Source organism: Aeromonas sp. ASNIH4 (assembly GCF_002934425.1).
GTDB classification, from domain to species: domain Bacteria; phylum Pseudomonadota; class Gammaproteobacteria; order Enterobacterales; family Aeromonadaceae; genus Aeromonas; species Aeromonas hydrophila.
The window spans coordinates 760,997-773,450 of record NZ_CP026217.1 but is presented as its reverse complement, the minus strand read 5'-3'; the positions used below and the strand labels follow the sequence as shown (position 1 = coordinate 773,450).

Below are 12,454 nucleotides of genomic sequence, written 5' to 3'. Positions count from 1 at the left end.
AAACTATCCCAAAATGGGTGTTTTACGGGTAAACTGTGCGCCATGTCACAAAATGCCGTGCCCTTATGCCCGTACAGAACGCCAGACAGATCCTGACTCAAGCCCTGCAGCGACTCGGCTACGCCCTGTTGCTGCCGGTCTCCATCCTGCCGCTGGCCGCGCTGCTCTATCGGCTCGGCCAGCCGGACGTGCTGGATCTGGCGGTGCTCTCCCTCACCGGCCGCGCCCTGTTCAGCCAGATGCCGCTCATTTATGCGGTGGCCATCGCTTTCGGGCTGAGCCGCCAGGGTGAAGGTACCCAGGCGCTGGCCGGCGCGGTCAACTTTCTGCTGCTGAGCTCGGCACTCGGCACCCTGGCCCCCGGCCTGCACAGCGACATGATCTGCGGCCTGCTGGCGGGATTGACCACCGCCATCGTCTACCCCTGGCTCAAGCGCCACCCCATGCCCCACTGGCTGCGGCTGGTCAACGGCGACTTCACCAGCCTGCTCGCCTCGGCGCTCACCTGTCTGTTGCTGGCCTTCCCCCTTGCGCTGCTCTGGCCGCTGCTGGAACAGGGCATCACCCTGCTCGCTTCCGAGCTGCTCACCACCCCGTTCGGCGCCTTCTGCTACGGCGTGCTGAACCGGCTGCTGATCCCGCTCGGCCTGCATCAGGTGCTGGGCAGCCTCATCGGGCTGGGGGAGAGCAACCTGCAGGCGCTGGCCAGCGCCCAGCCGCTGCACGAAGGCTATGTGGCCGGGCTCTACCCCATCATCATGTTCGGCCTGCCAGGCGCCTGCTTCGCCATCTGGCTGCACCGCCAGCGCATGCAGCGACTGCCGCAGGGGGGATTGCTGCTCACCCTGGCGCTCACCTCGGCGCTGGTGGGCATCACCGAACCCATCGAGTTCCTGTTCGCCTTCACCGCCCCCTGGCTGTTTCTGGCCCACGCCCTGCTGACCGGCCTGTCGCTCGCCACCTGCAGCGCGCTCGGCATCAAGGTCGGCAGCTACTTCTCCGCCGGTCTGCTGGATCTGGTGCTGAGCTACCACGCCGGCGAGCACAGCTTCTGGCTCATTCCGGTCGGCATCCTGTTCTTCGTCGCCTACACATTGCTGTTCTATCAGCTGCTGGAGCGCACGCCCCTCAGCTTGCCGAGCAAGCCCATCGCGCCGGAGCACCCGCGCCTGGCCAGCGTCGCCCCCTCCGATCCCCAGATGCTGGCGATCCAGTACCTCAAGGTGCTGGGTGGCATGGACAACCTGCAGGCCATGAGCGTCTGTCTGACTCGCCTCAGCCTGCGGGTGCGCGATATCTCGCTGGTGGATCAATCCCGCCTGCTGGGGCTGGGCTGCCTCTCCTGGATCCAGCTCAACGACCATCAGCTGGTGCTGGTGCTGGGCCCCAACGCCAGCCTGATCGAGGGGCAGATCCGCATGCTGGCGGAGCGCCAGTCGGTGCCGCTCGGCCTCAAACCCAATCAGGAGTCCGCCGGTCAGAGCGGCTGGTAGCCTCAGGCAAACGGCAACCGCTTGGCGACAAAGTCCATCAGGCTGCGCAGGGCGGGGGCCAGGTGCTCCCGGCTCGGATAGATGAGGTAGAAAGGGTTGGGCGGCACGGCGAGCTCGGGCAACACTTTTTGCAAGCGACCACTCGCCAGATCCCCCTCGCAGACGTGATGGGGCAGCAGGGCAATTCCCCCCTCGTTGATGGCCAGCTCCCGCAGCGCCAGCAGGCTGTTGCTCAGACAAGCCCCTTGCGGCCGCCAGCCTCCCTCCTGCAACGGCCACACCGGCAGCGACGTGTGCACCAGACAGGCGTATCGCCCCAGCTCGCTCAGCTGTTGCGGCGTGCCGTGGGCCGCCAGATAGGCGGGCGCCGCCACCAGATGGCGCGGCACCTGGCCGATGCGCCGGCAGATCAGGCTGGAATCTTTCAGCGGTGCCGCCCGTAGCGCCAGATCATAACCCTCCCCCACCAGATCGAGCTGCTCATCGCAGAGGGTCAGCTCCAGCACCACCTCAGGGTAGAGGGCCCGAAACTCGGCCAGGATCCGGCCGAGCAGCAGGGTGCCGGTCGCCTCCGGCGCGGTGATCCGCACCCGGCCGGCCGGGGCCGCGCGCAGTCTCGCCATCGCCAGATTGGCGCTGCGGGCCAGCGCCAGCAGCGCCCGGCACTGCTCCACATAGACCTCCCCCTGCGGGGTCAGGCTCAGCCGGCGAGTGGTGCGCTGCAACAGGCGCACCCCGAGCTGGGATTCGAGCCGCGAGATCTTCTGGCTGACCGAGGATTTGGGCATGCCGAGCAGCTCGGCCGCGCCGGTGAAACTGCCCTGCTCCACCACGGTGGCGAACAGCCCCATCAGCTCCAATTCGACATTGTTCATATATTCAAACAGTCTTTACCAATTACCCATCTTAATCTGAATAATCAACCAGACTAGAGTGGCTGGCAATCCCCATCCAACCGATTTGAAAGGAACTGCCATGAAAGCCATCGCCCTGACCCATTATCTGCCGAGCGATCACCCCCACTGCTTCATCGAAGCCAATCTGGCCGACCCGACACCGGGCCCGCGCGACCTGCTGGTGCGGGTCAAGGCCACCTCCATCAACCCGGTCGACACCAAGGTGCGTGCCCCCAAGGCCAAGGTCGAGAGCAGCCCGCGGGTACTGGGCTGGGACGCCGTGGGTGAAGTGATCGCCGTCGGTCGCGAAGTGACCCTGTTCAAGGCGGGCGACCGGGTCTGGTATGCCGGCGACATCAGCCGCCCCGGCAGCAACAGCGCCCTGCAACTGGTGGATGAGCGTATCGCCGCCCTCGCCCCCACCAGCCTGAGCGACCTGGAAGCGGCCGCCCTGCCGCTCACCGCCATCACCGCTTGGGAGACCCTGTTCGAGCGCATGGGCCTCACCCGCGAGAGCCGCGGACGGCTGCTGATCATCGGCGGCGCCGGCGGGGTCGGCTCCATCGCCATCCAGCTGGCCCGCCAGCTCACCGGCATGGAGGTGATCGCCACCGCCTCGCGCCCCGAGACCCGGGCCTGGTGCCTGCAGATGGGGGCCCACCAGGTGGTGAGCCATCACCAGTTGCAGGAGGAGCTCACCGCCCTCGGCATCACTCAGGTGGATGCCATCTTCTGCACCAATGCCACCGAGCAGCATTGGGATGCCATGGCCAGCCTCATCAGCCCGTTCGGCCATATCTGCACCATCGCCGAATCGAGCGTGCCCTGGGACCTCTCCCTGCTCAAGAGCAAAAGCGTCACCTTCAGCCAGGAGTTCATGTTCACCCGCTCCCTGTTCCAGACCCCGGACATGATCGAGCAGCACAACCTGCTGGGGCTGGTCGCCGCCCTGGTGGACCAGGGCGTGGTCAAAACCACCCTCAGCAAGGTGGTGGCCGAGCTGACCCCGACTACCCTGGCTCAGGCCCATACCGAAGTGGAAGCCGGCCGCATGGTGGGCAAGCTGGTGATCGACATGAGCCGGTTCGGCAACTAATCCCTTATGGGTAAAAACTGCACCATCATGGGGTGAACTCACCAGTGACAAGCCCCATCACAGCACAGCTCACCTCAGGCAACAGACAGTCACCACGCAGCATCAACATAAAAAGAGCCAAAAAAAGGGGCCATCCCGCCGGGATGGCCCTAAATACCTGAACGTTGGGGTAACAATCACACACATATCCTTATGCAGGACCTCTGTATCTTTGCAGCTAGTGTGCCAATCCCGTCCCTCTCCTCGCTTACTTGCCACATTGTGCCTGCCACCAGACCTGCAGCCCCTGCCAATCCACAGGCAAAAAAAAGGTTCTTCGCGGGATCTTGGGGAAGTGGAAGTTGACAGACAGGGTGCTGGTAAACTGGCTGTCTCCAAACACACCACCACCATCACCCTGCTGTCGCCGTGCATCATATTGATATTGCCTCCTTCTGGCCAGGTTATACCGTCATCGCCCAAGCGCTTTCTGCCAACCATCACACCCTGTTTACCCTTGAGCCTCGCGCCGACTTCTTGCCCCGTTGTCGCCGATGCCTGCAACCCACGCCATTGATCCACGACCAACGTATCCGCCGGGTGCGTGAGCGAGACCTATTTGACCGACAAGTCTGGTTACAACTGCCTGTTCGCCGCGTCGACTGTCTGCGCTGTGGTCGCGTCAGTGAACATATCGACTGGCTCCCCTCTGGCTCCCGCCTCACCCGGCGCATGCAGTGCTGGATTGAAGCGCTCGTTCAGTACCTCCCCATCCGCCATGTCAGCCAGCTCACCGGGGTCGGTTGGCACACCATCAAGGAGATCGACAAGCGCCGTTTGCAGACCAGTGTGGGCACCATCGAACTTGGGGAGGTGCGGCGGCTGGTGATGGATGAGTTTGCCCTGCACAAGGGACACCGCTATGCCACCGTGATCATGGATGCCGAGCGAACCCGCGTCCTGTGGGTGGGGCACGGCAACAGCCGGGCCGCTATCCGTCCCTTCTTCGAGCAGCTCGGCGAGCGATGCCAGCAGATTGAAGCGGTGGCGATGGACATGAACACGGCGTTCGACCTGGAGGTGAAGCAACACTGCCCGCAGGCGGAGGTGGTCTACGACCTGTTCCACGTGGTGGCTCGCTATGGCCGAGAGGTGGTGGACCGGGTGCGAGTGGAGCAGGCGAATGCACTGAAAAGCGATAAACCGGCGCGAAAAGTGGTCAAAAGTGCGCGTTGGTTGCTGCTACGTAATCGGGCGAAGTTGAGTGAAAAACAGGATGTGAAGTTGCAGGAGCTGTTGGCGGCGAATCAACCGCTGGCGATGGTGTACGTGCTGAAAGAGGGGTTGAAGGGCATCTGGTATGCGCCGAGCGTGTGGGAAGGATGGCGACGATGGCGGAGCTGGATGCGGCAGGTGAAGGAAAGCGGGCTAGCGCCGCTGCAACGATTTGGTCGAAATTTATCGAAATATATGCGGGGGATCCTGGCGAGTGCAAACTACCCGATGCACACGAGTGTGCTGGAAGGGGTGAACAACAAGATCAAAGTGATAAAGCGTATGGCATATGGATTTAGGGACTCAGAATACTTTTTTCTGAAAATCAAGGCGGCCTTCCCCGGAAAGCCGCGATGAACCAAAAAAAAGCCACCCGAAGGTGGCTGAAAAAGATGACGGAACTTTCCTAGAGCAAAGCATTCAGCGGGAACAGGTTGCTTCCCGTCACCCAATGAGGAATACATTAACCGTGCCAACTCGGCAAAGTCCGTATCCTCCACCACACTGCATGGGCAAACCACGACAGCACACGCCCATGATGATAGAATCCCGCGGTTTCACATTTATGAAGAGTCGACGCCATGCCCTGGATACAAATTCGAATCAACGCCACTGCCAAGACCGCAGACAAGGTGAGCAACATGCTGCTGGGGCGTGGTGCCCAGGCGGTGACCTTTATGGATGCCAAGGATGTGCCCGTCTATGAACCCATGCCGGGTGAAACCCCGCTGTGGGGCGAGACCGAAGTAATGGGGCTGTTCGACGCCGAAACCGATCCGGCGCCCACCATCGCCTTCTTCCAGCAGATCTTCGGCGAAGACGTGGGCTACAAGGTGGAGCAGCTGGAAGACAAGGACTGGGTGCGCGAGTGGATGGATCACTTCCACCCCATGCAGTTCGGCGAGCGGCTGTGGATCTGCCCGAGCTGGCGCGACGTGCCGAACCCCGATGCGGTCAACGTCATGCTGGATCCGGGTCTGGCCTTCGGTACCGGTACCCACCCCACCACGGCGCTCTGCCTGCAGTGGCTGGACGGGTTGGATCTGGCCGGTAAAACCGTGGTCGACTTTGGTTGCGGCTCCGGCATCCTCGGCATCGCCGCCCTGAAACTGGGCGCCGCCCGGGTCATCGGCATAGACATCGATCCGCAGGCCATCCAGGCCAGCCGTGACAACGCCGAGCGCAATGGCGTCGCCGATCAGATCGAGCTCTACCTGCCGGCGGATCAGCCGCAAGATGTCGAAGCGGACGTAGTGGTCGCCAACATCCTGGCCGGCCCGCTGCGCGAACTGGCGCCGCTGATCGCCGGCCACGGCAAAGCGGGTAGCCTGATGGCCCTCTCCGGTGTGCTGGAAAGCCAGGCGCCGGAGCTGGAGACCATCTACAGCCAGTGGTTCGAGATGGACCCGACCGCCGTCAAGGAAGAGTGGTGCCGCCTCTCCGGCCGCAAACTCGGCTAAGTCATCGACACAGCCGTTGCCAACGGGGCTCCCACATGGGAGCCCCGTCTGTTTTCTGCCCACTAGATCAGACCGCCTCTTCACCGGAGCAGTCAACCAACCCCACCCGGCGCGCAGAGCTCGACGTGTTCGATGCAGAGCCGGCCACGGCGCAAAACGAGCCTTTGCTGCGCCTGCTCAATGTGCTGGCCACGCCCCATCTCGGCTATGTGGAGCGCAACAGCTACGAGCTCTACTTTCAGGCCGCCTTTGACAACCTGATTGCCTTTGCCGAGGGCAGGCTGACCAATCTGGTGCTACCCGTAGCGGGCCGCTGATCACGGTTATCCGGCGGCCGGACCGCTAACATATGAACCCCATGCGCCACACAGGCACGCCACAGGAGCAGCCATGACCGAGTACGACAAGATGATCGCCAGCCAGCCTTACAACTGCATGGCACCGGAACTGGATCTGTTGCGCCGGGAGACGGCCCGCCTGTACCGCCGCTTCAATCGCAGCGACGAGGAGGATGAACAGCTGGCGCTGCTGCAGCAGATCGTCGGCGAGCTGGCCCAGGGTGCCTTCATCTGCCCGCCCCTCTACTGCACCTATGGCCGCCACATCCACCTTGGCGAGCGCAGCTACATCAACATGGGGGCCACTCTGCTGGACAACGCCCCCATTCGCATCGGCGCCGAGGTGATGATTGGGCCGAACGTGCAGATCTACACCGCCGCCCACGCGCTGGACGCCGATGAGCGGATCCAGGGAGTCGAGACCGCGCTGCCGGTCACCATCGAGGACAGGGTCTGGATTGGCGGCGGCGCCATCCTGCTGCCCGGTGTCACCATAGGGCGGGAGGCCATCGTGGGCGCCGGAGCCGTGGTCACCAAAGACGTGCCGGCCGGCGCCAGGGTGGTGGGCAACCCGGCCCGCGTGCTGCCCGCCAAAGGCAAGACGCCGGTGAGCTAGCAGCTGCACCGGACGCTACGGAATTAAGGGGATCGGCACCTGCAAAGCGCCAATAAAAATGAAGTCCAACGCCATCAAGACCATGATGGCCTGTAAAAAGGTGGGTTTGCCGGTTAAGGGTATTGGCATCTGAAAAACGCCCATAAAAATGAAGCCCAATGTCATCAAGACGTTGGGCTGTAAAAAGGTGCTACGGAATTGCGACTCTCATCGCAGAAAATTAGAAGGGGTCACCTTCTAAACTGGCACAGGGATATTAACGAGGCGCAAACGTTTTACATAGCGTAATAAACCAGGATTGAGAACGGCATCTCACAATTTAAAAAATTCCCTGCCAGCCATGGCCTCCCTCTTGGCAATCCTCCAAATATCAGTACAGCCCGCCACCAGAAACAAAAAAGCCCTGACGAGTCAGGGCCTTGCCGGTAATGAAGCAGACTAGAAGCGGCGCACAAACTCGCTCACCGGCAGCTCGCGCAGCTTGCGAGCCTCCAGCATGGGGGTGCCAAGGTAGAGGAAGCCCACCAGCTGATCCTCCGGTGCCAGTCCCAACCCTTCATTGATCTGCTCGTCGAAAATGAACCAGCCGGAGCGCCAGATGCCGTTGAAGCCCTGGGCCTGGGCCGCCATCTGCATCGCCATCAGGGCGCAGCCGGCGGAGAGTTCCTGCTCCAGTCGCGGCACCTTGGGATGTTCCTGATAGCGGGTTGCCACCGCAATCAGCAGCGGCGCGCGCAGCGGGGCCTCCTGACACTTCTTGATGCTCTCTTCATCCTCGCCGCGGCTGCGCGCGGCCTGTGCCAGCAGGGTGCCGAGCCGTTCGCGCCCCTCCCCTTCGAACAGGATGAACTGCCAGGGGGTCAGGGTGCCGTGATCCGGCGCCCGCAGCCCGGCCTTGAGGATATTGTCGAGTACCTCGCCGCTCGGGGCGGGCTCGGCCAGACGACCACAGGAGTGACGATTCAGTAACAGGTGGAGGGCATCCATGGGCAGTTCCTTGTCAGGGGCTATGATGGCGCTACCTTAGCACAGCACCAGATGAAGAAAACCCCTGAGCATCAGGGGTTTGTCGCAATACATGGCGGCCAATCGCCTAGATGACCGCCGCCAGTTCGGCCCCCTGGCGGATGGCACGCTTGGCGTCCAGCTCGGCGGCCACGTCGGCGCCGCCGATGATGTGTACCGGTTTGCCCGCCGCCTGCAGACCGGCCTGCAGCTCCTTGAGCGGCTCCTGGCCGGCGCAGATGATCACCTGATCCACCGGCAGGCACTGCTGCTGTTCACCCACCTGAATGTGAAGCCCCTCATCGTCGATGCGCAGGTACTGCACGCCGGAGAGCATCTCCACCTTGCGGTTCTTCAGCACGGTGCGGTGGATCCAGCCGGTGGTCTTGCCAAGGCCGTCGCCCACCTTGCTCTCCTTGCGCTGCAGCAGCCAGACCTGGCGCTCGGGGGCGTCGATCACCGGGGCCATCAGGCCGCCGCGCTCGCCGAGCTGCTTGTCGATGCCCCACTCCTTGAGCCAGTGATCGCGACTGCGATCCCCCTTGCCCTCTACCAGGTATTCGGCCACGTCAAAGCCGATGCCGCCGGCGCCGATCACCGCCACCTTCTCGCCCACCGGCTTGTGATCCCGCAAGACATCGAGGTAGCTCATCACCTTGGCATGCTCGATACCCGGAATGTTGGGGGTGCGCGGGCGGATGCCGGTGGCGAGGATCACCTCGTCAAAACCGCCGCCCAAGAGGCTCTCGGCACTCTGGCGTTGGCCCAGATAGAGCTCGACGCCGCACTTCTCCAGCCGCTTGGCAAAGTAGCGCAGGGTTTCGTGAAACTCCTCCTTGCCCGGGATCTGCTTGGCGAAGTTGAACTGGCCGCCGATTTCGCTGGCCTGATCGAACAGGCTCACCTGATGACCGCGCTCGGCGGCGTAGCAGGCAAACGCCAGCCCGGCGGGACCGGCGCCCACCACCGCAAGCTTTTTGGGCTGGGGCACCCGGCCGAAGGTGAGTTCGGTCTCGAAGCATGCGCGCGGATTGACCAGGCAGGAGGCCCGCTTCTGCTTGAAGACATGATCCAGACAGGCCTGGTTGCAGGCGATGCAGGTGTTGATCTCGTCCGCCCGGTTCTCGGCGGCCTTGATGACAAATTCGGGATCCGCCAGGAAGGGGCGCGCCATGGAAACCATATCCGCCTCGCCGCCCGCCAGAATGCGCTCGGCCACCTCGGGGGTGTTGATGCGGTTGGTGGTGATAAGCGGCACACTCAGATGTTTCTTGAGCTCCGCCGTCACCCAGCTGAAGGCGCCGCGCGGCACGCTGGTGGCGATGGTGGGAATGCGCGCCTCGTGCCAGCCAATGCCGGTATTGATGAGGGTGACCCCCACCTGTTCCAGCGCCTTGCCAAGGGCGATCACTTCCTCAAGGGAGGAGCCCTGCTCCACCAGATCCAGCATGGAGAGGCGGAAGATGATGATGAAATCCGGACCGACCCGCTCGCGGATGGCGCGGACAATCTCCACCGGGAAGCGCATGCGGTTTTCGCTGCTGCCACCCCAGCCATCGGTGCGCTTGTTGGTGCGCTCGCAGATGAACTGATTGATGAGATAGCCTTCCGAGCCCATCACCTCGACCCCGTCGTAGCCCGCGCTCCTGGCCAGTTGTGCGGTGGCGGCGAAGTCGCGGATGGTGCCGCGGATCTGGCGCTCGCTCATGGCGCGCGGCTTGAACGGAGAAATGGGGGCCTTGAGGGCGCTTGGCGCCAGGCTGAACGGATGATAGGCGTAGCGGCCGGCATGGAGGATCTGCAGCGCTATCTTGCCCCCCTCCTGATGCACCGCACTGGTCACCTTCTTGTGCTTGGCCACCTGCCAGGGAAAACTCAGCTGGGAGCCGTGGGGCACCAGCCGGCCACGCAGGTTGGGGGCGATGCCGCCGGTCACGATGAGGCCGACCCCGCCCCGGGCCCGCTCACCATAGAAGGCGGCCAGCTTGTCAAAGCCCCCCTTCTCCTCTTCGAGGCCGGTGTGCATGGATCCCATCAACACGCGGTTGCGCAGCTGGGTAAAGCCGAGATCGAGGGGGGTCAGCAGGGTCGGGTAACGGCTCATCATGAACTCCTTGTCGGGGCCGGGCTGGATGGCACCACGCCCATCCTCCACCGTCCGGACTCAAGCCCAAGACACGACGGCAGGATGGGTGGGCGGCTCACAGGGCCTCCAGTTAATTTTTTGTTATCAAACCGAGGCTAGAGTAAAGAATCGAAAATGCTTTTTCAAACAAATGTTTGGACAATTTTTCGGCGAACAGACGTGTTCCGAACAACCGGGCTCCGATCCTGTCCAAGCGGAAATGGCATTTCACCGGCCAACTGGTTAATAATGGCGCTTCCCTCCCCATTAACAGGGCGATAACGCGACTATGTCTATTTTCAAAGGTCTGGGTTGGCTGTTTCGCAGCCTGTGGCGCCTGCTCAATTTCACCCGGCTGATGCTGGTCAATCTGCTGTTTCTCGTCGTGGTCTTGATCATCGTCTTCAGCGTCAGCCAGAAAGAGGCGCCCAGCGCCCCCATCGAAGGGGCCCTTACCCTCAATCTCTCCGGCGTGCTGGTGGAACAGCGCTCGCAGACCGATCCCACGGTGCAGCTGCTGCGCCAGGTGGACAACAGCAACGAGCTGCCCAGCGAGATCGTCCTCTCCGATCTGCTGTGGGCCATCAAGAGCGCCAAGGATGACGATCGCATCAAGGCGCTGGTGATAAAGCCCCAGGGGCTGCAAGGCACCAGCTTCTCCAAACTGCAGGAGGTGGCGAGCGCCATCGATGAGTTCAAGGAGAGCGGCAAGCCGGTCATCGCCATGGCCGACTTCTACACCCAGGGCCAATATCTGCTGGCCGCCCACGCCGATCACGTGCTGCTCAACCAGAGCGGCGCCGTGGTCATCGAGGGGCTCGGCGTCTACCAGACCTACTACAAGTCAGCGCTGGAGAAGCTCAACATCACCCCGCACGTGTTCAAGGTCGGTACCTACAAATCCTTCGTCGAACCCTATACCCGCGACGAGATGTCCCCCGAGAGCAAGGAGGCGAACCAACGCTGGCTAGATCAGCTGTGGCAATCCTATGTGGCCGACGTGGCCGAGCAGCGGGAGATCGAACCGGACGCCGTGGCACCGGGCAAGGATCGCTTCCTCGAGCTACTGCGCAAGGCCGGCGGCAATGCCGCCAACTACGCCCTCGACAACGGTCTGGTGGACCAGCTGGCGACCCGCGACGAGATGACCCAGGCGGTGATCAAGGAAGTGGGCGAGAGCGAGGACCACGGCTGGAAGGGGGTGGGCCTCAAGGAGTACCTGGCCGCCATTCCGAGCCAGTATCCCCAGAGCGGCAAGGATGAGGTGGGTCTCATCGTCGCCAGCGGCGCCATCATGGATGGCGTCCAGCCAGCCGGCACCATCGGCGGCGACAGCCTCGCAGACCTGCTGGCCGATGCCCGCCGCGACGACAAGGTGAAAGCCCTGGTGCTGCGGGTCGACAGCCCGGGCGGCAGCGCCTTCGCCGCCGAGCAGATCCGCGCCGAGCTGCTGGCCCTCAAGCAGGCCGGCAAGCCGGTGGTGATCTCCATGGGCAGCTACGCCGCCTCCGGCGGTTACTGGATCTCCGCCGATGCGGACAAGATCTTCGCCTCCCCCACCACCCTCACCGGCTCCATCGGGGTGTTCGGCATGTTCGCCACCATCGACAAGGCGCTCTCCCAGTACGGGGTACACACCGACGGCGTCGGCACCACCGACTATGTCGGCGTCGGCCTGACCCGTGCCCTGCCGGAACACGTCGGCCAGGCGATCCAGCTGAGCGTGGAAGATACCTATCAGCGTTTCGTCGGTCTGGTCAGCAAGGGCCGTGGTCTGAGTCCGGAAGAGACCGAGAAAGCGGCCGAGGGCCGGGTCTGGACCGGTCAGGATGCCAAGGCGCTGGGACTGGTGGACGAGTTTGGCGATCAGGAGGCGGCCATCAAGGCGGCAGCCGAGCTGGCCAACCTCAAGGAGTGGCAGGTCACCCCCATCGAGCAGGAAGAGTCGGCCAAAGACAAGTTCCTGCGCCAGCTGTTCGACAGCAGCGCCCAAGTGCTGGCTTCCCACCTGCAGAGCTGGTTGCCGGCCGGTCTCGGCAAGGCGCTGGTGGAGGTGAACCGCAGCCTGGACCCGCTGACCCGCTTCAACGATCCGCAAGGCACCTACGCCCTCTGCCCGGTCTGTACGCCCTGATCGGCAGCCAACGCAAAAAACCGCCCTAGGGCGGTTT

9 protein-coding genes and 1 pseudogene are annotated in these 12,454 nt (G+C 63.1%); 7 read left to right on the top strand and 3 right to left on the bottom strand.

All coding sequences use genetic code 11. The features are described 5' to 3' along the window. Positions 1-65 precede the first annotated feature (65 nt). The gene (locus C2U40_RS03645; RefSeq protein ID WP_024944285.1) at positions 66-1,493 is read left to right on the top strand and encodes a PTS transporter subunit EIIC; all 1,428 of its coding nucleotides are present in this window, start codon (positions 66-68) and stop codon (positions 1,491-1,493) included. A gap of 2 nt (positions 1,494-1,495) precedes the next feature. On the opposite strand, the gene C2U40_RS03640 is transcribed toward C2U40_RS03645, so the two are convergent. Further along, entirely contained in the window at positions 1,496-2,368 is an 873-nt protein-coding gene (locus C2U40_RS03640) for a LysR family transcriptional regulator (RefSeq protein WP_181014880.1), read from the bottom strand. A gap of 100 nt (positions 2,369-2,468) precedes the next feature. Between C2U40_RS03640 and C2U40_RS03635 the strand changes: the two genes are divergently transcribed. The 5 genes and pseudogenes from C2U40_RS03635 (at position 2,469) to C2U40_RS03615 (ending at position 7,153) form a co-directional block, all read left to right on the top strand. Continuing rightward, positions 2,469-3,485: a zinc-binding alcohol dehydrogenase family protein gene (locus C2U40_RS03635; protein ID WP_103828426.1), complete on the top strand. Its 1,017-nt coding sequence runs from the start codon at positions 2,469-2,471 to the stop codon at positions 3,483-3,485. A 408-nt stretch (positions 3,486-3,893) separates the two neighbouring features. Beyond that, positions 3,894-5,096, top strand: coding sequence for an ISL3-like element ISAeme19 family transposase (locus tag C2U40_RS03630; RefSeq protein ID WP_081000878.1), 1,203 nt, complete (start codon positions 3,894-3,896; stop codon positions 5,094-5,096). Between the two features lie 224 nt (positions 5,097-5,320). After that, positions 5,321-6,199: a 50S ribosomal protein L11 methyltransferase gene (prmA, locus tag C2U40_RS03625; RefSeq protein ID WP_103828095.1), complete on the top strand. Its 879-nt coding sequence runs from the start codon at positions 5,321-5,323 to the stop codon at positions 6,197-6,199. Positions 6,200-6,285: 86 nt separating this feature from the next. Then, positions 6,286-6,516: pseudogene (locus C2U40_RS03620) on the top strand (D-2-hydroxyacid dehydrogenase family protein); the annotation flags it as partial. 73 nt (positions 6,517-6,589) lie between these two features. Then, a complete protein-coding gene (locus tag C2U40_RS03615; RefSeq protein WP_024941481.1) occupies positions 6,590-7,153 on the top strand; it encodes a sugar O-acetyltransferase in 564 nt (187 codons plus the stop codon). A gap of 438 nt (positions 7,154-7,591) precedes the next feature. Here the strand turns inward: C2U40_RS03615 and C2U40_RS03610 are convergent, their stop codons facing one another. Next, on the bottom strand, positions 7,592-8,140 hold the full coding sequence (locus tag C2U40_RS03610) for an NAD(P)H nitroreductase (RefSeq protein ID WP_024944291.1): 549 nt from the start codon (positions 8,138-8,140) through the stop codon (positions 7,592-7,594). 106 nt (positions 8,141-8,246) lie between these two features. Beyond that, the gene (locus C2U40_RS03605) at positions 8,247-10,262 is read right to left on the bottom strand and encodes an NADPH-dependent 2,4-dienoyl-CoA reductase (protein WP_043167201.1); all 2,016 of its coding nucleotides are present in this window, start codon (positions 10,260-10,262) and stop codon (positions 8,247-8,249) included. A 310-nt stretch (positions 10,263-10,572) separates the two neighbouring features. Here C2U40_RS03605 and sppA point away from each other — a divergent pair, with 310 nt between their 5' ends. Further along, positions 10,573-12,417: a signal peptide peptidase SppA gene (gene sppA, locus C2U40_RS03600; RefSeq protein ID WP_103828094.1), complete on the top strand. Its 1,845-nt coding sequence runs from the start codon at positions 10,573-10,575 to the stop codon at positions 12,415-12,417. The last annotated feature ends 37 nt before the right edge of the window (positions 12,418-12,454 follow it).